Annotated in this window: 21 protein-coding genes and 2 pseudogenes; 6 read left to right on the top strand and 17 right to left on the bottom strand. The window is 64.6% G+C overall.

The features are described from left to right. Window positions 1–55 precede the first annotated feature (55 nt). Complete coding sequence (locus tag MRB47_RS10500; protein WP_011804582.1) at window positions 56–1,018, bottom strand: IS110 family transposase; 963 nt, start codon at window positions 1,016–1,018, stop codon at window positions 56–58. A 202-nt stretch (window positions 1,019–1,220) separates the two neighbouring features. Then, window positions 1,221–1,364, bottom strand: a pseudogene (locus MRB47_RS10495) (LysR family transcriptional regulator); the annotation flags it as partial. 396 nt (window positions 1,365–1,760) lie between these two features. On the opposite strand from MRB47_RS10495, the pseudogene MRB47_RS10490 reads away from it, so the two are divergent. Beyond that, a pseudogene (locus tag MRB47_RS10490) lies at window positions 1,761–2,301 on the top strand (LysR substrate-binding domain-containing protein); the annotation flags it as partial. Window positions 2,302–2,377: 76 nt separating this feature from the next. Here the strand turns inward: MRB47_RS10490 and MRB47_RS10485 are convergent. The 12 genes from MRB47_RS10485 to MRB47_RS10430 all read right to left on the bottom strand — a co-directional run bounded on the left by MRB47_RS10485 (window position 2,378) and on the right by MRB47_RS10430 (window position 14,486). Continuing rightward, entirely contained in the window at window positions 2,378–2,851 is a 474-nt protein-coding gene (locus MRB47_RS10485; RefSeq protein ID WP_004255128.1) for a cytochrome c, read from the bottom strand. Window positions 2,852–2,899: 48 nt separating this feature from the next. Then, a complete protein-coding gene (locus MRB47_RS10480; protein ID WP_252100645.1) occupies window positions 2,900–4,033 on the bottom strand; it encodes a lipid A deacylase LpxR family protein in 1,134 nt (377 codons plus the stop codon). 58 nt (window positions 4,034–4,091) lie between these two features. After that, the gene (locus MRB47_RS10475; RefSeq protein ID WP_017462957.1) at window positions 4,092–4,958 is read right to left on the bottom strand and encodes a TIGR00730 family Rossman fold protein; all 867 of its coding nucleotides are present in this window, start codon (window positions 4,956–4,958) and stop codon (window positions 4,092–4,094) included. Then, on the bottom strand, window positions 4,958–6,367 hold the full coding sequence (locus tag MRB47_RS10470) for an MBL fold metallo-hydrolase RNA specificity domain-containing protein (protein WP_252100644.1): 1,410 nt from the start codon (window positions 6,365–6,367) through the stop codon (window positions 4,958–4,960). The genes MRB47_RS10475 and MRB47_RS10470 overlap by 1 nt, the downstream gene beginning before the upstream one ends. Before the next feature lie 7 nt (window positions 6,368–6,374). Beyond that, on the bottom strand, window positions 6,375–6,578 hold the full coding sequence (locus MRB47_RS10465) for a DUF2892 domain-containing protein (protein WP_010792188.1): 204 nt from the start codon (window positions 6,576–6,578) through the stop codon (window positions 6,375–6,377). A 20-nt stretch (window positions 6,579–6,598) separates the two neighbouring features. Next, a complete protein-coding gene (locus MRB47_RS10460) occupies window positions 6,599–8,137 on the bottom strand; it encodes an efflux transporter outer membrane subunit (RefSeq protein ID WP_017462959.1) in 1,539 nt (512 codons plus the stop codon). Beyond that, window positions 8,134–9,252 carry an ABC transporter permease gene (locus tag MRB47_RS10455; RefSeq protein ID WP_059401255.1) on the bottom strand — a complete coding sequence of 373 codons (1,119 nt, stop codon included), beginning with the start codon at window positions 9,250–9,252 and terminating at the stop codon, window positions 8,134–8,136. The genes MRB47_RS10460 and MRB47_RS10455 overlap by 4 nt, the downstream gene beginning before the upstream one ends. Window positions 9,253–9,256: 4 nt before the next feature. Then, window positions 9,257–10,426 (bottom strand): ABC transporter permease, encoded by a 1,170-nt coding sequence (locus MRB47_RS10450; RefSeq protein ID WP_252100643.1) that lies wholly within the window; start codon window positions 10,424–10,426, stop codon window positions 9,257–9,259. Then, complete coding sequence (locus MRB47_RS10445) at window positions 10,423–12,195, bottom strand: ATP-binding cassette domain-containing protein (protein ID WP_059401256.1); 1,773 nt, start codon at window positions 12,193–12,195, stop codon at window positions 10,423–10,425. Before MRB47_RS10445 ends, MRB47_RS10450 begins: the two co-directional genes overlap by 4 nt. A gap of 1 nt (window position 12,196) precedes the next feature. Further along, window positions 12,197–13,237, bottom strand: coding sequence for a secretion protein HlyD (gene hlyD / locus MRB47_RS10440; RefSeq protein WP_017462963.1), 1,041 nt, complete (start codon window positions 13,235–13,237; stop codon window positions 12,197–12,199). Window positions 13,238–13,264: 27 nt separating this feature from the next. Further along, the gene (locus MRB47_RS10435; RefSeq protein WP_012584795.1) at window positions 13,265–13,684 is read right to left on the bottom strand and encodes a hypothetical protein; all 420 of its coding nucleotides are present in this window, start codon (window positions 13,682–13,684) and stop codon (window positions 13,265–13,267) included. Between the two features lie 193 nt (window positions 13,685–13,877). After that, window positions 13,878–14,486 carry a TetR/AcrR family transcriptional regulator gene (locus MRB47_RS10430; protein WP_004255154.1) on the bottom strand — a complete coding sequence of 203 codons (609 nt, stop codon included), beginning with the start codon at window positions 14,484–14,486 and terminating at the stop codon, window positions 13,878–13,880. A 335-nt stretch (window positions 14,487–14,821) separates the two neighbouring features. Between MRB47_RS10430 and MRB47_RS10425 the strand changes: the two genes are divergently transcribed. From MRB47_RS10425 to MRB47_RS10410, 4 genes are all read left to right on the top strand, one after another. After that, window positions 14,822–16,582, top strand: a complete 1,761-nt coding sequence (locus MRB47_RS10425; RefSeq protein ID WP_252100642.1) for a PHA/PHB synthase family protein — start codon at window positions 14,822–14,824, stop codon at window positions 16,580–16,582. Window positions 16,583–16,690: 108 nt separating this feature from the next. Continuing rightward, on the top strand, window positions 16,691–17,134 hold the full coding sequence (locus MRB47_RS10420) for a phasin family protein (RefSeq protein ID WP_252100641.1): 444 nt from the start codon (window positions 16,691–16,693) through the stop codon (window positions 17,132–17,134). A 10-nt stretch (window positions 17,135–17,144) separates the two neighbouring features. After that, the gene (gene phbB, locus MRB47_RS10415) at window positions 17,145–17,891 is read left to right on the top strand and encodes an acetoacetyl-CoA reductase (protein WP_059401259.1); all 747 of its coding nucleotides are present in this window, start codon (window positions 17,145–17,147) and stop codon (window positions 17,889–17,891) included. A gap of 264 nt (window positions 17,892–18,155) precedes the next feature. Beyond that, entirely contained in the window at window positions 18,156–19,064 is a 909-nt protein-coding gene (locus MRB47_RS10410) for a LysR family transcriptional regulator (protein WP_252100640.1), read from the top strand. A 315-nt stretch (window positions 19,065–19,379) separates the two neighbouring features. Here MRB47_RS10410 and MRB47_RS10405 read toward each other — a convergent pair whose 3' ends face one another. The 3 genes from MRB47_RS10405 to MRB47_RS10395 form a co-directional block, all read right to left on the bottom strand. Then, the gene (locus MRB47_RS10405; protein WP_252100639.1) at window positions 19,380–20,294 is read right to left on the bottom strand and encodes a pseudouridine synthase; all 915 of its coding nucleotides are present in this window, start codon (window positions 20,292–20,294) and stop codon (window positions 19,380–19,382) included. Between the two features lie 121 nt (window positions 20,295–20,415). Next, on the bottom strand, window positions 20,416–20,679 hold the full coding sequence (locus tag MRB47_RS10400; RefSeq protein WP_015913306.1) for a hypothetical protein: 264 nt from the start codon (window positions 20,677–20,679) through the stop codon (window positions 20,416–20,418). Window positions 20,680–20,696: 17 nt separating this feature from the next. Then, complete coding sequence (locus tag MRB47_RS10395) at window positions 20,697–20,927, bottom strand: hypothetical protein (RefSeq protein ID WP_041839010.1); 231 nt, start codon at window positions 20,925–20,927, stop codon at window positions 20,697–20,699. Window positions 20,928–21,168: 241 nt separating this feature from the next. Between MRB47_RS10395 and MRB47_RS10390 the strand changes: the two genes are divergently transcribed. Further along, the gene (locus MRB47_RS10390; RefSeq protein ID WP_252100638.1) at window positions 21,169–23,454 is read left to right on the top strand and encodes an AsmA family protein; all 2,286 of its coding nucleotides are present in this window, start codon (window positions 21,169–21,171) and stop codon (window positions 23,452–23,454) included. The last annotated feature ends 3 nt before the right edge of the window (window positions 23,455–23,457 follow it).

The following is a 23,457-nucleotide window of genomic DNA, read 5'->3' as shown; positions in this document are numbered from 1 at the left end:
CTGCCCAAGTCAGTGTTGCGCCCCGCGGCGTGCGACTGAGTAACCGTCTTCGAAGTCAAGCGCAATGAAGCGACTTGTCCCAAGGTTTTCCAGTGCGCACCATGGCGTTGAGCGTGGTGAGCAACTTGCGCATGCAAGCGACCAGGGCGACCTTGGGCAACTTGCCAGCGGCCTTCAGACGCTCGTAGAAGGCCTTGATGGCCGGGTTGTAGCGGGTGGCCGTGAGCGTTGCCATGTACAGCACGCGGCGGATCTCGAAGCGCCCGCCTTGTACGCGCCGCCTGCCCTTGCTGCCGCCGGAGTCATTGGCCATGGGCGCCACGCCCACCAATGCAGCGATCTCGCGCCGGTTCAGCCGGCCCAGCTCTGGCAGCTCGGCAATCATCGTGGCACTGGCCACCGGGCCGACTCCCGCAGCCGACTGCAGCAGCGTGTCGAGCTCCCCAAAGTGCTCGCGCACATGCGTGACCATCTGCTCTTCGATCTCATCGAGCTGCGCCTTGATCGCCGCCTCGATGGCCTCGATGCTGGCGTGCAGCTTCTTGGGCGTGATCTGCAGCCGTTGGCGCTCCGAATGGAGCATGGTCAGCAACTGGCGCCTGCGCGTGACCAGGGCCGCGAGCCACTGCTGGCGCTCATCGGCCAGGGGGCGCAAGAAGCGCTGCAGATCGTCGCGGCGCAGCAGCACCGCTGCCAGCTCGGCCAGCGTGCGCGCATCCACCGCGTCGGTCTTGGCCAGGCGTCCCATGGATTTGGCGAAGTCGCGCGCCTGGCGCGGGTTGATGACCGCCACGGGCAGGCCTGTGGCCTGCAGGGCACACGCTAACGCGGCCTCGTAGCCGCCGGTGGCCTCCATCACCACCAGACCCACGTCCAGGGGCTGCAGGGCAGCCGCCAGCGCCGAGTGGCCTTCGGCATCGTTGTCAAACCGCTGGGCGCTGCTCTTGGCACCCAGCACACAGACATCCACGTGCGCCTTGGCCACGTCGATGCCCACCGTCACTGAGGTAACAGACATGATCTTCAGATCCCTTGCTTGTGCATGCGCGCTCAATCAAGGCGCGCGTAACCGTTCGGGCTTCACGAAGACCAGCGCGGCGGCCATGCGTTCTGTACTCAGTCACGGGCTCTATCACCCCAGCGCCTACCAAACTGCACGGGCCGGTCTGGCCGCCTCAACGGCGTTCAGACTCTACCGCGCTGGTCTGGTTTAAAGATACAAGCAACGTCACGCCTAGAGTTGTCTCCAACTTGCGGATCGTGCGTGATAGGGGAGATTGTTCTATATGCAGCCGCCTAGCGGCTCGACCGAAGTGCAGTTCCTCGGCTACAGCAATGAAACAGCGAAGATGACGTAAGTTCATGCGCAGTCCCTCGTGACGTGACCAGTCCTTATGATCGTAGGGAGCCGCATGCGTGCGGAGAAGAGGCCGGCATGTCTTGCAGCGGCTGTCGTCGCCGTCTCACAGCACGCGGGCAATGGTGTCCGGAGTTATTGCAACGCTGCTTGAACGCGGGCGGCGGTCATGGCGGATGGCTAGCTAGAGCACTCGCGCCAGCGCGCCTCGGCTAGTCTTCTGTGGCCGCAGCGACCCGAGGAAGACAGTCGCGGCGTCTTACGTCACTCCCCGAGGGCGAGCGATTTGGTCTGTCGACACGGGCGGCGGCGCAGCGTCTGAAGTTCGCGCCAGCGGGCATCGCGCCGGATGAACTGTCGATGGGCATGTTCGGCGAATTCGAGATCGCCACCTGTAACCGCGCTGCTGAAGCACTGCGGCCGGAGCAGTCGCAGCAAGCGGCTGACGCGGGCGGACAAGCAATTCCTGTAACATGTGCCGCGCCTCTTCACTGTCTTGCAGCAAGCCCGCGACAGCGTGAGGGGAGCGGCCAACGGCTTTCACGGTCAGCAACGCATTACGCTGTCCGATGGCATCACCCCGTCGCGCTTGCCGACCTTGCTGGCGTTAAGCTGGCAGGAGGAGCCCGACGTCGAGTTGCGCCTGTTCGAGGTGTCACTGTCGCAGCAAATCAAGGGGCTGCATGGCGATCTGTATGACCTAGGGCCCAGTCTGGTGAAGTGGGTGACGACATCGTGGCTAAGGCGCTTTGGAGCGCCCCCCTCATGGTCGCGGCGCCGGCATGGCGTCCGCTGCTCAAGCACAAACGTATCTCACTGGACGAGGTGCTGCGTTATCCGCTGGTGCTGGTGACCCACATGCATACGGGAGTCATGAACGTCAGATCCAACGAGTGCTGCCGCGGGTGAAGCAGGAACCCGTGATCGCTGCACGGGTGGCTTCCTGGGAACCTGAAACGCGTCGAGGTATATTGATTGGACAGAAGCTAGTCTTCCGTCAACAGGTGTAGCCATCCCTTGCTAGCGGCTTCCATAGAACTTTTCCACGAACGAGCGACGGTAACTCTGGTGGCAGGCTAGGCAGCTTTGCTGGGTCTTGGAGAAAGCCGCGATGACTGCTTGGCCGTCATTCCGCTGTGCAGCCTCGCCCATGGCGGTCGCGGCGTCATGGACCTGTCCATCAAGACCCCGAAACTTTCCAGCGTCTGCCCCAAGCCAAGCAAGGATGCGCATCTTTTCCGACATGGGCGGCTCGGCATGCTTGGCGATTCGTGGTGCTAGCTCGGCGACCAGCGGCCAGTCTTCTTTGGAGATCGCGCCCGTGACGGCTTGCATGTCGCGACCGAGTCTTTCCATTATGGTACGAAGCGCCATTGGCTTTGCCGCCTCTACGGACTGCGCACCGAGTGCCGTGGCGAAAGTTGCCAAGAGCACGGACAGCGGGACGGTGAAAAACGATCTGGGTTTCAAGGGCTGGTTCACGAATTTCTCCATTGATGTTGTGACGAATGCTTTGGGTCTAACGATTGGTTGCAGGTGTCCTCAAAATTCCAGACTCAGCGCGATCGATCCGAATGCGTGATGGCCCGCCTGCTGGTCGAACTCGCGGGTTCTCCAAACGCGCATCACGGCGAGCCGTACGCCACGTCCAGCAACGATCCATTGGCTACTGATGCCGAGAGCTGCTTGCGCGATCCAAGGCCGCCGGCTGACGTGATGGCTATGCCGGAACATGTTTCCGTCGAGTGAGAAGTCCCAGGCGACGGCTTTACCCTCCAGATTCAGGAAGACATGTGCCCCAGGTTTGGGCGCCAGGACCGACTGCGGCGTTGTCGTGCGCAGATCGGCAACACCAGAGGGCGGGCGGTTCTCTGCGCCAGGGCGGATCGGATAGCTGCCGAAGTCGTTCGGTATGTTCCAGCCCGCGCGAAACTCCACGCCGGTACTGGCGGCGGTTTCGATGTTTCCGACCCGCAGGGCATAGCTGCCGATCACGTCGCTGCCCCATCCAGGGCGGACCGCACCCTCCGTGTACGGCTTGATCTTGCGCTCCATGGCCATCTGAAACGCCGGCTCGTTGCGCAACTGGTTGTCCCAGCCGCGAAATCGCTCAATGCCGCGTGCCCGATGCACCAGATCCTGAGATTGCTCGGCCAGCGACCAGGGGCCGATCACGCCCAGGGTCAGCTCACGCACGTCAAGCATTTCGTAGCTGGCGGCTTGTGGGTGGATGCGGCGATTCCACGCCAAACCCAGGTAGAGCAAACCAGCGTACGGTCGGTCATCTGGAATCACGTCGGTGCGCGTCTTGTTCTCGGGCGTGTACATGGACTGGCCAAAGCGCACGACGAGGTTTTGCGACGATGTCTGGGCGCCGGAATCGCGCCAGAACCCGGGATCAGCCCAGCCGATGAAGCGGGCGTACAAACCAATCGGCTGAGGCAGGCACTCCGGACGGAGCCCGCCTTGCAGATCACGTGAGACTGCTGTTAGCGCGACACCGTTGGTGTAGTTGCGATCGGAGCCGGTGAACAAATCGTTCTCCAGACGCAGGGTGCCGCCCCGCCAGCGCAGGGATTGCTCTGGCGAGCAGGAGGGAGGATTTGCAGAGAGCGAGAAGTCGGAACCGAAAGCAGAAATCGGGCTGAACAATAGGCAATCAACAAGGTGGCGCACTGCATCGACTGCTGCACCTTGGTGCCGCACAGGCTCCGGCAATACCCGTCGACGCCGATCATGTCGCCCCATCGCCTGCTGCCCTGTTGACGTAAAAGCGTTCGAGGGCACTGACGATTTCCTCCGCATCGTCTACGCAGGTGAACAAGTCGAGATCGGATGAAGAGACATAGCCTTCGTCGAGCAGAAGATCGAAATCAACTACGCGACGCCAGAATGCACGGCCGACCAGCACCACCGGAACACGCTGCATCTTTCTGGTCTGGATCAAGGTGAGCACCTCGAACAGCTCATCGAGCGTTCCATAGCCACCGGGGAAGGCCACCAAGCCCTTGGCGTGTAACAAGAAGTGCATCTTGCGCAGCGCGAAATAGTGGAATCGGAACGCCAAATCCGGGCACATGTAGGGGTTGGGTGCCTGTTCGTGGGGCAGCGTGATGTTGAGGCCAATCGAACGTGCGCCGACCTCGAAAGCACCGCGGTTGGCGGCCTCCATGATGCCGGGCCCACCCCCGGTGACGACGACGAAATCACGGCGATTTTGCTGCTGGAAACGCGCCGAAATAAGGCCCGAGAAACGCCTCGCTTGCTCGTAGTGACGTGCCTGTTCGACCCGGCGATTGGCCCGCGCAAGCTCTTGCCGCAGCCCGACATCCTCCGGAGTGACGCGCGCCTGACGCTCCAGAACGCCAAGACGGGCTTCTGCCGTCTCGGCATCGCTCACGCGTGCGCTGCCGAAGACCACTACCGTCGAGCGAATGCCTTGCTCGTGCAGGATGCGCTCGGGCTTGAGCAGTTCGAGCTGTAGTCGCAGCGGCCGCAGTTCGTCCTGGCCAAGCAGCTCGATGTCTTCGTACGCAAGCCGGTACGTTGGCGACTCGCGGATGGCGCGCAGGCGTTCATCGAGATCTTCTGCGGGCTTCATCACTCGTGCGCCAGAAAGTCCGGCCAGCGCAGCGCATGGCCATACTCGGGCACCGTGACCTGCCAGCCGAGTTGCTGCTGCAAGAGGTCAGCGAAGGTTTGCGCGGCCGACGATTCCCCATGCACCACGAAGGTTTGCGCCGGTGCTTGAATGAAAGCACGGGCCCAATCCAGCAGCGCCTTCTGGTCGGCATGCGCCGAGAGGCCGTCCACGCTGTGGATCGCCGCACGTACCGGGATGTCCTCGCCGAAGATGCGTACACGTTCGGCCCCCTCGATCAGGCGCCGGCCAAGCGTCCCCTGCGCCTGGAAACCGGGAAACAAGATGCTGCATTCGCGGCGTGGCAAGTCGTGGCGCAGGTGGTGCCGGATACGTCCCGCGTCGCACATGCCGCTGGCAGAAATAATGATGGCCCCGGAGCGAATCCGGTTCAGCGCCATGGACTCCTCAGCGCTCGCTGTGAAATCCAGGTACGGGAGGTTCTCGCCGCGCGCGTGCCATCCGGCCAACCGCTTCGCCTGTTCGTCGAACAATTCGAGATGTTCACGCGTGATGCGTGTGGCCTCGGTGGCCATCGGCGAATCGACAAACACCATTGGACGCTGCAGACGCCCTTCGCAGGTGAGACGATGTAGGTGGTAGAGCACCTCCTGGGTTCGGCCGACCGCAAAGGCCGGCACGATGACGTTGCCGCCGCGCTCGAACAGGGTTTTCTCGACGATGCCGATCATGTCCGCTTCGGTCGCCGAGAAATCCTTGTGCCGGCGGTCACCGTAGGTGGACTCGATGACGAGGATGTCGGCTTCCTCAATGGGTGTCGGGTCGCGCAGGATGGGGCGTCCCGGCTGGCCCAGATCGCCGCTGAACACGATCTTCGTGGGGTAACCGTACTCGGTAATCCACACTTCCACGATGGCCGAACCAAGGATGTGTCCGGCATCACGAAAGCGGGCGCGCACCCCGACGCGGGGTGCGAACTCCCGGTCGTATTCGATACCTCGTACCTGCTGCAGGCATTCGTGTGCATCCTGCAGGGTATACAGGGGTGGCGGCACGGTCTTTTCTTTGAGCCGCTTGGCAACCCGCTTGGCATCGCTTTCCTGGATGTGAGCGCTATCGGGCAGCATCACCCCGAGCAGATCAACCGTCGCTGGCGTGGCGTAGATGGACCCCTTGAACCCGGCGCGCGTGAGTTTGGGCAATAGCCCGCTGTGGTCGATGTGGGCGTGGGTCAGCAGGACGAAGTCAATGGACGCCGGGTCGAACGCGAACGGCTCGTGGTTGCGTGCTGCTGCTATACGCCCACCTTGAACCATGCCGCAATCGACCAGGAAGCGGACATTAGCCGCTTCGACCAGGAAGCACGATCCGGTGACTTCTCGGGCTGCGCCCAAAAAACTGAGTTTCATAGGGCGTTCACTCGGGTTTTCGCATCGGGCAAGTGCTGAGGCCGAGCAGGCGATAGCCAGGACAGCGGCCTGCCAGGCCGGTGAGGAGTGGCATGATTCCAATGAGTCCCAGCCAACGCCAAGATGAGTCCAGCCACAATGGGAGACTGAGCAAAATCAGTCCGATGACGATGCGCACAATGCGGTCGAGATTTCCAACGTTGATTTGCATGACGGTCTCCTTTTGTTGAGTCAGCGGCTTGAAAACGCGACGGGGGCGGCAGCGCCCCGCAGCGGATGGGTTGCGGTCGATGCCGTCGTGGATACGTCCCAGCCACCACCAAGGGCCTTGTACAGCGCCACCAGTTGCACGGCGGCGTTGGTATGCGCGCGTGCGGCTGCGGTTTCGGCCTCGTGCAGACTGCGCTGGGCAGCCAGCAGTTCGACCAGCGCAATGTCGCCCGCCGCGTAGCGCGCCTTGGCGTGGCCGTAGCTGGTGCGCGCGGCATCCAGTGCCATACCGCGGCGCTCCAGTGTGTCCAGCCCGCCGTGGTAGTCGCCAAGCGCGCGCTCGGCATCGCCCAGCGCCGCCAGCACGGCCTGCTCATAGGCCAGCGCGGCCTGTCGCTCGGCCGCCTCGCGTGCCCGAATTTCGGCTCGCACACGGCCACCGTCGAACAGGCGCCAGGAAATCAGCGGCAGGATGGAAAAACGCGAGCTGGATGCATCGAACCAATCGCCCGTACTGAGCGCTTGGAACCCGCCGCCGACACCGATGGAGAGTTTGGGGAACAACTCGGCCGTGGCCACGCCGATGTCGGCGGAACTCGCTGCCAGGCGACGTTCCGCAGCCAGCACGTCCGGGCGCCGGCGCAGCATCTCTGCGCGCTCGCCCACCGGCAGCGCCCGCAGCGTGCTCGGCGTCAAGGGGCCATCCAGCAGTGCCAGCTCCCGCTCCGGCGGCGCGCCCAGCAGCACGCCCAGGCTGAGTATCGCGGCGCGCTGACGCGCCTGGATATCCGGGATGAGCGCGTTGACTGCTGTCCATTGGGCGTACGCCGCCTCCACGTCGGCGGCCGACGCGTCGCCCAGCGCATGCCGCAGGCGCACCAATTCCAAGGTCTGCTGCAGCGTATCCAGTGTGGCCTGTTGTGCGTGCAACTCGTAGCGGGCGCCGACGGCGGTGAACCAGGTGCGCGCGACCTCGGCCACGATGCGCATGCGTACGCCCTGCGCCTCGGCTTCGGTCGCCTGCAGGCGGGCGCTGGCGCCTTCCAGCGCCCGCCGCTTGGCCCCGAACAAGTCGGCCTCCCAGGCCGCGTCGAAGCCCGCGTCGTAGATGGTCTGCGTTGCGTCAAGGCCGGGGATCGAACCTACGGGCAGGGGTCCGTTCTCGCTTTGACGGCGCCGGTTGACGCTCGCGCCAGCGGCGGCGGTGGGCAATGCCTCGCCGGCCACACGATCGCGCAGGGCGCGTGCCTCATCGATGCGTGCCGCAGCCTGGCGCAGATCCAGGTTCTGTGCCAGCGCCGTGGCCATCAGGCGATCGAGGATGGGATCGTCCAGTGCAGACCACCATTGGCTCAAGTCTGCGGACTGGGATTCGCTTGCCAACGGCAAGCTCCAGCCGCTGCCGACGTCGACCGGCGGCGGCTCGCGGTAGTCGGGGCCCACGCTTGCGCAGGCAGTCAGCAGCACGCAGGACAGGGCCAGCGCGAGCGGACGCGCGCGCCCAGGGGTCAGGCCGGTGACGGTTGCGCGAAGAAAGGGAGTGCGGGGCTTGGATTTCATTGCAGGCGTCCTCGGACGAATACGGTGGCCATCGTCAGCGTGGCCAGGGCGATGACCGCCAGCGGCCACAGGCTGGCGAGAATGTCACCGGGCGGCATGGCCTTGAGAAAGCTGCCTTCGACGATGATGAGGAAGTGGGTCAGCGGAATGGCCTGAGCCAGCCATTGCAGGACGACAGGCATGTTTTCCACAGGCGTCGCAAAGCCTGACATCAGCACCGCCGGCACGCCGACGGCGAACGCCCCCAGGATGGCCTGCTGCTGCGTCATGCTGACCGCGGAAATCATCAGACCGATGCCGACCACCGAGGCGATGAACAGCACCAGGCTGGCAAGCAGGAGTGCAAACGAGCCCGTAAACGGGATGCCGAACAGGAAGACGCCCGCGCTGATCATGAACAGGCCCAGCGCGGTGCCAATTGCGAGTGCCGGCAGTGATTTGGAAATGATGATCTCGGGCGTCGAGGTGGGCGACACCAACAACTGGTCGAAGGTCCCGAGTTCACGTTCGCGCGCGATCGACAGCGAGGTGATGAGCAGCGCGCTGAACAGCGCCAGGATGCCCGTCAGGCCGGGCACGATGAACCAGCGGTAGACCAGATTCGGGTTGAACCAGTGGCGCACGACGACCGGCGTTGGCGCTTGCGCGTCGGGCACGACCTCGGCGCCGACATCGGCGGCGATGGTGGACAGATAGGCCACGGTGATCTGCCCAGAGTTGCTGCGCCGGCCATCGACCAGTACCTGCGCGCGGCCACTTTCGCCGGCGGCGATGGAGCGCGAAAAATCCACCGGGATGGCGAGCGCGGCGATCACCTCGCCACGGTCGATCAGCTCGTGCAGCTGCTGCTGGCTGTCGACATGCCGGACGTGGGTGATGAAGCGGGCGCTGTCCAGGCGCTGTACCAACTCGTGCGACCACCGCCCCGCATCCTGATCGTAGACGGCGATATCGACGTTGCGCACTTCCAGCGTCGCGGCAAAGGCAAACACCAGCAACTGCAGGATCGGCGGCACGAACACCACCATGCGGCTGCGCGGGTCGCGCAGGACGCTGAGTACTTCCTTGATGAACTGGGCGCGCAGGCGGGTGAACGAGAATGCGGAAGTCAACATCGCGTCACTCCAGGTTCTTGCGCGTGGCGCGCTTGGCGATCACGAAGAACAGCACCCCGATCGCCGCCATGGCCGCCAGGTTGGGCAGGAACACGGCCCAGATGTCGCCGGCCAGGAACACCGTCTTCAGCGAATCGACGAAGTAACGCGCCGGAACCAGCCAGGTGATGGCGCGGATCGGTGCCGGCATGGCGTCGATCTCATAAAGAAACCCCGACAACATGAAAGCTGGCAGGAAGCCCGTGAACAGCGCGATCTGCGCGGCCAGGAACTGGTTGCGTGCCAATGAGGAAATCAGCAGACCCTGACCCAGCGCCGGCACCATGAACACCGCCGACAAGAGCAACAGGGACAGCAAAGAGCCGCGCATCGGGACGCCGAACACGAACACCGCTAGCGCCGCTGCGCCCAGCGTGGACAGCATGCCGAGCACGAAGTACGGCAGCAGCTTGCCGATCAGGATTTCGGCCACCGAGGCCGGCGTGGACAGCACTGCCTCCATGGTGCCGCGCTCCCATTCACGCGCCACCACCAGTGCAGTCAGCATGGTGCCGATGATGGTCATGACGATGGCGATGGCGCCGGGAATCAGTGCGCGTCGGCTTTCCAGCTCGGGGTTGAACCAGTAGCGCGGCTCCAGCATGATGGACTGCGCTGGTGCTCCGACGTCCAGTCCGGCACGCCAGGACTGGACCACGCCACGGGCGTAGTTCTCGACGTAGTTGGCGGTATTGGGGTAGGAGCCATCGGTGACGATCTGCACCAGCGGCTCGCTGCCACGGAGGGCCAGACGCTGCTCGAAATCTTGCGGGATCACCACGTAGCCGCGCAGGTCGCCTGAGACCAGTTGGTCGGCCACTTCGCGTCGGTCATGAGCGAAGTGCGTATCCAGGAAGCGGGTGCCCGAAAACGCTGCGGCCAGCGACTGTGCCGATGCGCCGGGTGACTCCAGGACCACGCCGACACGGACATCCTTCGCATCCAGCGACACCGCATAGGCGAACAGCAGCAGCAACACCACCGGCAGCACGAACGCGATCAGCAGCGTCGATGGGTCGCGCAGCGCCTGGTAGCTTTCCTTGGTCACCAGAGCGATCAAGCGCCGCAGATCAAAACGGCGCAAGTCGGTCTGCAGGGGGCCACTCCCGTCTTTGTGCATTGTGGCGCCGTTCATGTGGCGGCCTCCAGCTCACGGTCTGACGACTCCACCAGATGAATGAAGGCGTCCTCCATCGTCGGGTCGGGTCGTTCGGGGCTGACCGCCGAACGTTTGAGCGCGTCGGGCGTATCCAGCGCGATCAGTTGCGCACGCGAGAGCATGGCTACGCGGTCGCAGTATTCGGCCTCGTCCATGAAGTGGGTGGTGACCATGATGGTCACGCCCTTGCGGGCCAGTCCGTTGATGTGGGTCCAGAATTCGCGCCGGGTGATCGGGTCCACGCCCGAAGTGGGTTCATCCAGGAACAGTACGGGCGGCCGGTGCATCAGCGAACAAGCCAATGCCAGGCGCTGCTTGTGGCCCAGCGGCAGGGAATCGGGCGTGGCGGACAGCCAGTCGCCCAGATCGAAGGTTTCGATCATCTCGGCAATGCGCTCGCGCCGGGTGTTGCCTTCCAGTCCGTAGACGCCGGCCGAGAATTCCAGGTTCTGCTGCACCGAGAGCAGGCCGTAGAGCGAAAACTTCTGCGCCATGTAGCCGAGCCGGCTCTTGGCTGCGCCGGTGGCGCGGCGCAGATCATGGCCCACCACATGCGCTTCGCCAGCAGTGGGTTTCAACAGGCCGCACAGCATCTTGAAGGTGGTGGACTTGCCGGCACCGTTGGGGCCGAGCAGGCCGAAGATTTCGCCCTTTTGCACCTCGAAGCTGACGTTGTCGGTGGCGGTGAACTCGCCGAAGCGCTTGGTGAGGTTTCGGCACGACACGGCAATGTCGAAACCCAGCTCAACCGGCGGCAGACGCTCGGCCAGCGTCGACGTGCCGCCGGGGCCGCCACCGAGCAGATCGATGAAGGCGTCTTCGAAGCGCGCAGGCACCTGCGCCAGCCGCACCTGCGCCTGATCGGACAGGGCCTGGAGCTGCTCCGCCTCGGCGCCCTCGCGCAACACCACGCGCACGCCGGCGCCCTGGATCACGCCATCGCTCACGCTGGGCAGGTCGAGTGCCTGGGTCAGGACCGCTCGGCGCTCGGCACCGACGTCTTCCAGACGGAAACTGCGGCCTTCGAGCCGCGCGGTGAGTTGCTGCGGCGGGCCATCGAACAGGAGCTGTCCCTGGTTCAGCAACAGCACGCTCTCGCAGCGCTCGGCTTCGTCGAGATATGCGGTGGACCAGACCACGGCCATGCCCTCGTCGGTCAGCGCCTGCACCATGCGCCACAAATCCTGGCGGCTGACCGGGTCGACACCCACGCCCGGCTCGTCCAGCAGCAGCACCTTGGGCCGCGCCATGAGCGCACAGGCAAGGCCCAGCTTCTGCTTCATGCCGCCGGAGAGCTTGCCGGCCAGACGCTTGGTGAAGGGCCCGAGCCGCGTGAACTCCAGCAGCTCGGCAAACAGATCGGCGTTGCGATCCACATCCATGCCGCGCAACTGCGCATACAGGCGCATGTTCTCCATCACCGACAGGTCTTCGTACAGACCAAAGCGTTGCGGCATGTAGCCGCTGGCGACGTGGATGGCGTCGTTGTCCTTGACTACGTCATAACCGGCCAAGGTGACGTGGCCGGCGTTCGGCATCAGCAGGCCGGTCAGAATCCGCATCAGCGTCGTCTTGCCGGCGCCGTCGGGGCCGACCAGACCCGTCAGCCGTCCATAGTGGATGCGCGCGCTCAAGCCCCGCAGCGCCTTTACGTCGCCGAAATGCTTGTCCACGTCTTCGATGACGATGGCAGCGTCTTCGCCCGCACCCGCAGGCACGGCGGCGATAGCAGGGCTTGCCTGCATTTCAACGCTCCCCCGCCGGGATACGGGTGCCGGCTTTCGCATCGACCTCGATCGTCACCGGCATGCCCTGGCGCAAGGCACTGTCGCTGTCGGCTTCGTCGATGACGATGCGCAGGCGGTAGACCAGATCCGTGCGCAAATCCGTCGTCTCCACCGTCTTGGGGGTGAACTCGGCGCGCGGCGAGATGAAGCCGATCTGGCCGCGATAGACCTTCTCTGATGAATCGCTTTTGACGCGCACCACAGTACCGGGCGCGATGCGCCCCAAGTCCGACTCGCCCACGTAGGCGCGCACGTAAACCGGCTTGTCCAGGCTCAGGCTGTAGACCGCGCTCTGGCTTGCGACCATGCTGCCGGGCTCCCGCACTCGTGCGATGACGGTGCCGCTACTGGGCGCCATCAACTCGGTGTCCGCCAAGGCTGTCGTGGCTTGCGCTGCGGCGGCCTGTGCGGCCGCAAGGCGAGCTTCTGCCGCGGCGATGTCTTCCTTGCGAAAACCTTCGGATGCTTGCGATAGGGCCGCCTTGGCCGCTTCGACGCCAGCGGTTGCCTGGTCGCGCGCCGTGCGGGCGGCATCGACCGTGCGCTGGCTGCTGGCGCCCGATGCCAGCAGGCCACTCTGGCGCTGGAAATTGCGCTCGGTCTCGGTGGCGAGCGCCTGGGCCTGCCTGAGGGCTTCGCGCGCCTGGGTGATTTCCTGCGGTCGCAGGCCGCGGCGCAGCTTGGCCAGTTCCGCCTGCGCCACCTGCACCTGGGCCTGTGCTGCCGCAAGTGCTTCCCGATAGGGTTGCGCGTCAAGCGCCGCCAGGCGCGCGCCCGCGCTGACGGCATCGCCCTCATCGAAAGCCATTTGCATCACGCGCCCGGGCTGACGGAAGGCCAGTTGCACCTCGCGGATGTCGACGTTGCCGTAGAGGCGCAATGCATCTTGTTGTCCATGGTCGCGCGACAGCCAGAACGCCAGTGCGCCGCCAAGAGCGAGCACGACGACGGCGATCACGACCCAACGGGTTTTCTTGAAGAGGAGGTTTGGAGTTTTCATCGATGGGTTTCCGCTGGATAAAGGTGCTCAGTGCTCGCGTGCGACCGGCGCATTCGCCGCTGACCGGCGCCAGGCGATGGCCGCTATGCCAGCCCACACCAACGTGCGCAGCGTCATGGCGACCACCGTGCGTCGCTCCCAGGCGCCACCCAGAGCCACATGCACTCCGAAAGCGAGGAACACGAGTGCGGTCGCCACCGTGATGACAATCGCCAACCACGCGGCCCAGCGCCGGCGCATCCACAAGCCGACGCCGGCGACGATGTAGGCGAACCCGGCCAGAAAATTGAACCAGAGCACGAAAGGCACATAGTGGCCGGCGGCTTGGCGCGCCGCGCCGTCGACAAACAGAACGGCGCCGCCCTCCCGAAGAGTGAGCAGGCCGAAGCCGATCGCGAGCAGGGAGATCAGCCAGTTCCAGAGGCTGCGTTGTGGATGAGTGGTCATCTTCATGGCCTTTACTTGATCGGGGAAACTCCCAGGCCTTCGTCGTCGTCGCGGCGTGCGTGTGCGTTCCGCCGGGCGGTCGGGCTGAGTGTTGAATGACGCGGATTCGCGCTGGAGGCGCAACGCGATCGCATGACCGTGGTGTGCCTCTCGGCCGACCGGGCAACTGCGTGGCGGCAGGATGGAAGGCGTTTCATCGGGTGTGCGTGATGCCACGGAGATAGATGGCAAACACGGCTGGCGCATCACGACGAATGCGACTGACCTTGCCGGCCAACAGCGACTGCATGACCAGTCCCTGGATCGTGCCGATGAACAACACGGCGGCGGCATCTACGTCCAGATCCGCATCCAGGTCGCCTTGGGCCTTGCCTGCCTCCATCAGGCGGCGCAGGCGCTGTTCGTATTGACGGAGCAAGGTCTGCACCATCCGCTTGGCGAGCGTCTCGCCAGAGCGTTGCAGTTCTCCGAACAGCATGCGCGGCACGCCGGGATGCTTGGCCACGAAGTCGATGTGCGTCATGAACATGGCTTCGAGTGCCGCGGCAGGAGACGCGGCGCCCTCGGCCGCCTTGTCCACGCGCACCAGCAGACGCTCACCGACCCAGGTCATCGTTGCCTCCAGGATCGCGTCCTTGGTGGGGAAGTGGCGAAACAGCGCGCCCTGCGTCAAACCCATTCGATCGGCGATGGCCGTGGTCGTGATTTCGGCCGGGTTTTGCTCCGCGGCCAAGTCCACCACCGCTTGCACTGTGGCAGCACGCCGCTCTTCAGCGGACAGATGTTGAGGACGTTCGCTCACCGATCAGACTCCATAAAGTAAGTGACTTATTACTATCCTAACATGCAAAACATCCGCGTCGCAAGATCGGGAATACGGTTCATCGCATGGGAAAGGATGGTTCCTGCCCCATCCATGGATCGTGGCCAAGTGAGCTGACGAGACCCAGGAAGCGAACACACTCCTCTGGCACATCATGAGTAATCGGTCGGCAGGTCGGCCACCCCAGTCAGAGCAAGAGAAGCGGTTTCGTTCGAGCGAAGGCAGAAATCCCCCGGGCGTTCTTCAAGGCTTTGCATCTTTTCCCGTAGGCATTATGATAGTAATAAGTTACTTACAACATCGGAAGACCAGAGATGAACACCCTTGCCATACCTGACAAGCCCGCGCCGGCACCGTCCGAAGTCGTCTGTCGCCCCGATGTCCTGGATACGCTTGCGAACGCGTGCCGGGCACGCGGCACTGGCGGGTTGTCACCGGCGGCGGGTTTGCTGGCTTGGTACGACTGGGCGCTGCACCTGAGCCTTTCACCGGGCAAGCAGCGCAGCCTGATCGAAAAGGGATTGCACAAGCAGCGACGCTTGGCGCGCTACGTCGCGCACGCTGCAAGTGCCCACGGCTGCCCCACGTGCATCGAGCCGTTGGAGCAGGATCGGCGCTTCGAGGCGCCGGCCTGGCAGCAATGGCCGTTCAACGTGATCCACCAGGGCTTTTTGCTGCAGCAGCAGTGGTGGCACAACGCCACCACCGGCGTGCGCGGCGTGTCGCGCCATCACGAGAACATGGTCACTTTCGCCGGGCGGCAGTGGCTGGACATGTGGTCGCCATCGAATTTCATCTGGACCAACCCGGAAGTGCTGGAAGCCATCAGAACCAGCGGCGGCGCCAACCTGTGGCGCGGCGCGATGAACTTCCTCGACGATACACAGCGTCTTGCGCTTGACGATGAACCGGCCGGGGTCGAAGGCTTCAAGGTCGGCCAGGACGTGGCGGTCACGCCAGGAAAGGTGGTGTTCCGAAACCACCTCATCGAACTGATCCAGTACACGCCGACGACGCCCGATGTGTATGCCGAGCCGGTGTTGATCGTGCCTTCCTGGATCATGAAGTACTACATCCTCGACCTGTCACCGCACAACTCGATGGTGAAGTACCTGGTCGACCAGGGGCATACGGTGTTCATCCTTTCCTGGAAGAACCCGACCGCGGCCGATCGCGACCTCGGCCTCGAGGATTACCGGTGGCTGGGGGTCATGGATGCACTGGACGCGGTCACGGCCATCGTGCCCGAGCGCAAGGTGCAGGCGGTTGGCTATTGCCTGGGCGGCACCTTGCTGACGATCGCCGCAGCCGCGATGGCGCGCGATGGCGACGAACGGCTGCGCAGTTTGACGCTGCTGGCGTCGGAGACCGACTTCCGCGAGTCGGGCGAAATCGCGCTTTTCATCGACGACAGTCAACTCGCCTGGCTGGAAGCCGGGATGTGGGACAAGGGCTATCTCGACGGCAAGCAGATGGCCGCCTCTTTCCAGATGCTCAACTCGCGCGACCTGATCTGGTCGCGCCGCGTGCGCGAGTACCTGCTGGGCGAACGGCAGGAGTTCAATGACCTGATGGCATGGAATGCCGACGTGACGCGCATGCCGTATCGCATGCACAGCGAGTACCTGCGGCGTTTGTATCTGAACAACGATCTGGCCGAGGGACGCTACCGGGTCGGCGGACGGCCGGTGGCGATCGCCGACATCGAAGTGCCGATGCTCATCGTCGGCACGGTGCGCGACCACGTTGCCCCCTGGCCATCCGTGTACAAGATGCATCTGCTCAGTGATGCGGAGCTGACCTTCGTACTGACCAGCGGCGGGCACAACGCCGGCGTGGTCAGCGAGCCGGGGCACCCCCGGCGCAGCTACCAGATTGCGACCCGCAGCGTCGGCGCTCGCTACGTCGATCCGCAAACGTGGCGTACCGAAACCCCTCTGAATGAGGGCTCCTGGTGGCCAGCCTGGCAGCAGTGGCTGGCACGACATTCGACCGAGCGGGTATCGCCGCCCGCCATGGGCGGCACGCAGGTCCCGCTTGGTGATGCACCGGGAACCTATGTGGCAATGCGCTGATACGACGCGCCGAAGCCGAGACAAGACAAGACTATTTCAACAGGGACATCGCTAGGGATGGCCTACACCCGCCCCGAAGGGGGCCCACCATGACCGAAGGGCACTGCAATGAGCAACGAACTGCCAATCCATCTCTACAAAGCCAATGCCGAGCTGCAACTGCAGATCACGCGCTTGCTGCAGGAGAGCAGCCATCACTGGCTCGAAGTCATGCAACAGCTCAGCGCTGGCGGCGTGCTGGAGACCACCTCGCGCATCCAGGGCCTCCAACAGGCGGCCGACTGGAAAGCGCTCGCGACCTTGCCGTCCGAGGTGTTCTGGCGTCTGTGCCAAGGCCGCATGGGCGATGCCCAAGCGGTCGGGCAAGTAGCAGCCAAGAGCCAGACGGCCTTTGCCAATGGACTGCGCCAGGCGCTCACGACTTGGCAGGAGTCTGTCTCCGAGGCATTCGGCGCGAGTGGCGACGCAGCCTCTTTCACGCAGCTTTGCCAGCGCTGGACGCAGCCCTGGACCGCCCCAAGCGCCGTACCCCAAGGCAAGACCAAGAAATGAGGGGACGGCAATGAATACGACGCAACGGACGGCGCTGGTGACGGGAGGCAACCGGGGGTTGGGCGCTGCGATCGCCCGTGCCCTGCACGATGCCGGCCACCGCGTGATCGTCACGCATACCCCCGGCAACACCACGATTGGCCAGTGGCAGCAAGCGCAAGCGACACAGGGCTACACCTTTGCTGCCTACTGGGTGGATGTATCCGACTACGAATCAACGCAGGAACTGGCGCGGCGCATCCACGCCGACGGTCATCGGATCGACATCCTGGTGAACAACGCCGGCATCACCCGCGATGCAACGCTGCGCAAGCTCGACAAGGCCGGTTGGGATGCCGTACTGCACACCAACCTGGACTCCATGTTCAACGTCACCAAGCCGTTCATTGATCCGATGGTCGAGCGCGGCTGGGGTCGCATCGTCAACATCTCGTCGATCAACGGCAGCAAGGGCCAGTTCGGGCAGACCAATTATTCGGCGGCCAAAGCCGGCGTGCACGGGTTCACGAAGGCGCTGGCGCAGGAGGTCGCGCGCAAGGGTGTGACGGTCAACACCGTGTCGCCGGGTTATCTGGCCACCGAGATGGTGATGGCGGTGCGGGAGGACATGCGCCAGAAGATCATCGATGCGATTCCGGTTGGCCGTCTGGGCCAGCCGGACGAGATTGCGGCACTTGTCGCCTTCATCGCCAGCGAAGCCGCCGCCTTTATGACCGGCAGCAACGTGGCGATGAACGGCGGCCAGCATATGTATTGAGTAGTCGAGGGGCCTGCGGCATGAAAGTCTGGACCATTCGCTTGGGCAGTTCACCGAAGAGCATCCTTTACACACTCGGGTGCTCGGACACGAAGCATGCGCATTGACACGAGGGTGTTTGCGTGCTGACGGATAGTGATCTGCAAGTCCTCCGGTTGACCGCACGTTTAGCAGGCGTCGTCACCCTGATCCTGATTGACATCCCCATCGCTTGGTGGCTGGCTCGTACCAAGACCTGGTGGAAAGGGCCGATGGGAGGCTGCCTTGGAGCCTAGATTGCTACGCTATTTCGTTGCAGTCGCGGAAGAGCTGCATCTCGCCCGCGCGGCCGAGCGTCTCGGGATCGAGCAATCTCCCGTATCGCGAGCAATGCGCGACCTGGAAAGCCAGCTTGGCGTGCAGTTGTTCGACCGCAGCACCCGCCTGACGCGGCTGACCTGGGCCGGCCAGGTGTTCCTCGGCGAATGCCGGTGCGTGATGGCCACCGTGGAGCAGGCAGTCAAGAGCGCCAAGGCGGCGGCACAGGGCTACCAGGGCCATCTGCGCATCGCCATCTGCGACAGCCTGGCGCAGCCCCACATCGCCACCTTGCTGGCACGCAGCCGCGAGGATGAGCCCGAGCTGGAGATTCGCGTCTTCGAGCTGCCGTTCGCGCAGCAGCTCAAGATGCTGCACAACGATCTGCTGGACATCGGCTTTGGCTTGTCAAACGCGGTGCATGATGGCCTCGTCGCCGAGCCGGTGTGGACCGATCCGCTGTCGGTGATCGTGCCCGCACGCCACCCCTTGCTGGCACACGTGCAGGTGCCGCTGGCCGAAGCCTTGAAGTTCCCGCTGGTTCTGTGCCATCCCGAATCGGGATCGGGCTGCCGCCATCAGATTCAAGCGCTGCTGCAGGACGCAGGCACGCCCCTCAAGCTGGTCGATGAAGTGACCAGCCTGGGCGTGATGCTGACCCTGGTCGGCGCCGGCTACGGCATCGGTTTCGCCATCGCCTCGCAGGTGCAGACGCTACAGCGCCCGGACATCTCCATTCGTCCCCTGGCCGGCATCCCACCGATGCTCTCTACCTACCTACTGCGCCGCCATGGCGAACCCTCCGAGCCGATGAAGCGGTTCATCGAGCGGGTGAAAGACGAGGCCGCACCGGTCGATGAAGAGCCAGTCCTTTGAGGACGGCAGCTCGCCTGTCCGTTGCGACCTGTGGCGTGGTGTGCCAGTAGACAGATAGACTTCCGAATGAAACCCGATGCTCTGGCTGTTGATGGATGTGCTTGGCTCGCTTTGGATCACCCGCAACGGCCTGCGTTGACCAGGCCGAAGACTTGAGTCCACAATCGAGTCCATTCCGTGACGCCTGGATCGGAAAAAACGTTCGTAATAAACGAGTTAGCGACCGGGTGCTGTTCCCATCGCCTCCAGCATTCCGGCAAGGCGTGCTGCAACGCGGCCTTCCGGCTGCTCTCCCCTCCCCCACTTTCCTACACGCTAATCCGTCAGCGGGCACAGTTCCAGCCGGCTGTCAAACCGGCGCGTCTCTCCGCTGAGGGGATCGGTAAAGGCAAGCGTGCGCGCCAGCAGTTGCAGCGGGTTGGAATAGTCCCCTTCCGGCGGGTCGTTCACCTCCGGGTAGAACGCATCGCCGCGCAGCGGCAGGCCCAGCGCGGCCATGTGCACGCGCAACTGGTGGCGCTTTCCGGTGATGGGCTCCAGGCGGTAGCGCGCCCAGGGTGACGCAACCTCCAACACGTCGATGTGCGTGCGCGCGTTGGGCGTGCCGGGCACCTCGTGCATGCGAAAAAAATGGCCGCTTTCCTCCAGCCGGCTTTCATGGATGCACGGCAGCGGCAGGTCGGCACGCCATGGGGCAACGGCCTCATAGACCTTGTGCACCTGTCTGTCGCGAAAGAGGGCCTGGTAGGTGCCGCGCGTTGCCCGCTGCACGGAAAACAGCACCAGGCCTGCCGTGTCGCGGTCGATGCGGTGCAGGGGGGACAACTCGCTCAGGCCCAGCCGGCGCTTCAAACGCACCAGCAGGGTCTGCTGCAGGTAGCGGCCCGTGGGCACCACGGGCAGAAAGTGGGGTTTGTCGGCCACAAGGATGTGCGCATCCTGGTAGAGCACGGTTTCGTGGAACGGCAGCTCGGGCTCGGGCGGCAGTTCGCGATAGTAATAGTAGCGTACGCCCGGCGTGAACGCGCTGCGCTCCGTGGCGGCCGTGCCGAACTCGTCCACCACTTCGTTCGCGCGCAGGCGGCGCAGCCAGTCCTCGCGCGACACGGCGGGCAGGCGCTGTGCGAGGAAGTCCACCAGAAGCCCCTGCCCCGCCGAGGGCAGAACCACGCAACTGGGGTTGACGCCGTCGCGCATGGGCAGGACCCGGGGATCGTGGCTGTTGTGCATGGGGCCGCGATTGTAGGGGCCCAGGTTCCCACTCTATGCACCAATACTATTGTTTTGATAGCTATCAGCGCTTGATGGTAAAGCGCTAGATGCTATTTTGTCTTGGGTTACAAACCGACGATCACGAAGCGCGATCCACGCCGTCCAACGCCTCGTCGATGGCTTGCTTGATCCGTGCGAGCGTGTGCAGGTCGCCCTCCGATCCTTCCACGGGCGCCCAGCGTATGGCGTCCATATGGGCTATCGCGTGTTGCGAGATGGCTGCCACGCTGACCTGGACCGGCGTGCCGGCAGCGGCAGGCGTGGCCTCAGGAATAGGAATGCGGATCAGGAAGCCGCGATAACCCTCTTCCAGGACCTGGGGCAGCGCAGGCGTTGCATCCATCGCGGGGGGCTCCGGTGTCATGCGACCGCGGGCTTGCTCTCGCCCGATGCGATGGCCGCCAGGCCGCGCACCGCGGCATCGCGCGAGGTCCAGTGGTCATGCGGTAGGGGCAGCGTGCGTCCATCCACCTGGGCATGGGCGTAAAAGTAGCGGCGGCCATCCGGCGCCAGGCACAGCATGCCGGAATAGGTCACGCTGTCGGCCACGCCGAAGATCGTTTCCTGGGTGAGTGCGTCGGTCGTTTGCATGAGGAGCGCCTTGGTGTAAGTGAATGCAATGGCGCCATTCTTGAAGCAACAGCTGTGGTTCAACGTAGGCCAAAGGCGCATGCACGCCCCGGCGGCGTCCTATGGGTGGGCTGTAGGACAAGCCCGGCAATCGCCGTACGCACTGCCCAGCGCGAGGATGTTCGCACTAGCATGGCTTCAAACAACACTCCGCGCCCTGCGGCAAGGCACACCCGTTTGGCCAGCTTGCGGCGCCTTTGCCATGCCCCCTGAGAACACGCCCACCGCCGCCTCCCTCCCCCCCCGTTCCACGCGCCAGCGCGTGCTGCGCTGGACGCTGGGCACGATAGGCGCAGTGGTGGCGGCCCTGGTGCTGTTCATCGTGGTGCTGGTGAACTGGGACTGGAACCGCGCCAAGCCCTGGGTGAACGACAAGGTGAGCGAGGCCACGGGGCGCACCTTCTCCATCGATGGCGATCTGTCCGCGGAGTGGCACTGGCCCCAACCGCTGGAAGAAGGCTGGCGCCGTTGGGTACCCGGTGTGACCGTGCGTGCCCAGCAGCTCTCCCTGAGCAACCCGGAGGGCTTTGAGGTACCGGAAGCGCCGGGCAAAGGCACGGACCAACTGCCCGCCCTTCCCCCGCGCCCCGAGCCAGCCGCACCCGCAGGTGATGCCGACGCGCCCACGGCGGCAGCAGCGCCTGCGTCTGCGGGTTCGGCGGCGTCCGACGCCGCGCGCGCCGTCGCGCTGGAGGTGGGGCGTACCCAAGCGAATGCTCCGGCACGCCCGCCCACGGGCATGGGCACCATCGCCAGCGCCAGCGCCACAATGCGCCTGCTGCCGCTGCTGTCCCGCACGCTGCTGCTGGACACGGTCGTACTGACGGCGCCCGACATCGTGCTGGCGCGCCGGCAGGACGGGCGCAACAACTGGACCTTCACGCGCTCCCATGCCCGAGAGAGCACTGCCGAGGACAACCCTTGGGATCTGCGCTTGAACCAGCTCGTCGTGCGCGGCGGCTGGTTGGGCTATGCCGATGGCCTGAAGGATTTGGCGCTGCGTGCCCGCATCGACACCCTGCCCACTGGTGCACCGCAGGCCGAAGGCAAGTACGGCATGAAGATCGCGCTGCAGGGCACCTACCGCAAGGCGCGCATCACCGGAGAAGGACTGGCAGGACCGGTGCTGTCGCTGCGCCAGGAGGCGGCGCGCTATCCGCTGCGTTTTTCCGCACGCTCGGGCAGCGTGCAGACGCGGGTGGAAGGCGTGCTCAACAATCCCGCCGCGCTTTCGGGCATGGATCTGCAGGTGTTTGTGAAGGCGCCCAGCATGGCGGACCTGTATGAACTGACCGGCCTGGTGCTGCCCAACACGCCGCCGTTCCAGGTCGAGGGGCGCCTGCTCGGCAACCTGGCACCGGCCAAAGCGGTGTGGGAATACCGCGACTTCAACGGCACCGTGGGCAGCAGCGACCTGCACGGCAGCCTGACCTACACAGGCGGCGAGCCCCGTCCCAAGCTGCAGGGCCATATGACGTCCAAGCAACTGCGCCTGGCGGATCTGGGCCCGGTCCTGGGCGCGCCCAGCGGCGTGCGCGCACAGGAGAAAGGCACCTCGCGCCGCCCCGGCAAGGTGTTGCCCGATGCCCGCTTCGCCACCGACCGCTGGGGCGCCATGGATCTGGACCTGGCATTTGCCGGGCAGAAGGTGGTGCGCCCCGACAGCCTGCCGCTGGACAACCTGAGCGTGCGCGCGGTGCTGGAAGACCGCCAGCTGCGCCTAACACCGCTGCGCTTTGGCGTGGCCCACGGCCGCATCGACTCCAACGTGCTGCTGGACAGCCGCACCGATCCGCTGCAGGTGCAGTTGCAGGGCTCGGTCCAGGGCCTGCAGCTGTCGGCTCTCTTTCCCAAGGTGGAGCGCATGCAAAAGAGCCTGGGGCGGCTGGACGGCGCTCTGGCGCTGACCGGCCAGGGGCAGTCGGTGGCGCGCATGCTGAGCACCAGTGGGGGCGAAATGCGGCTGTACATCCGCGACGGCACGCTGAGCAAGGAATTGCTGGATCTGGCGGCGCTCAACCTGGGCAGCGTCATCGTCTCCAAACTGTTCGGCGACGACAAGGAGGTCAAGCTGCGCTGCGCCGTGGCCAACCTGGACGTACAAGGTGGCGTGGCCAGCACGCGCACCGTCAAGCTCAACACCGAGGAGGCCATCGTCGAAGCCAAGGGCACGGTGGACCTCGGCGACGAACTGCTCAACCTGCGCATCACACCCGATTCGCTGAAGTGGAAATTCTTCTCACTGCGCACGCCGTTGTATGTGCGCGGCACCTTCGCAGATCCGCAGGTGGGGGTAGAACCCGGGCCGCTGCTGCTGCGCGCGGGGGCGGCGGTGGCTGCCGCCCTCACGGCGCCCGCGGCGCTGGCGCTGCTGCCGATTACCGTGCCCGCCGCCGAGGACGATGCGCACTGCGCTGCGCTTTTGGCCAAGGCCGGCGCGGCACCGGCATCTGCGCCGGCCAAGCCCGCCTCGCGCGCTCAACGTTAAAGC

Source organism: Diaphorobacter sp. LI3 (assembly GCF_022807955.1).
GTDB classification, from domain to species: domain Bacteria; phylum Pseudomonadota; class Gammaproteobacteria; order Burkholderiales; family Burkholderiaceae_C; genus Diaphorobacter; species Diaphorobacter nitroreducens.
This window is presented reverse-complemented; position numbering and strand designations above follow the sequence as displayed.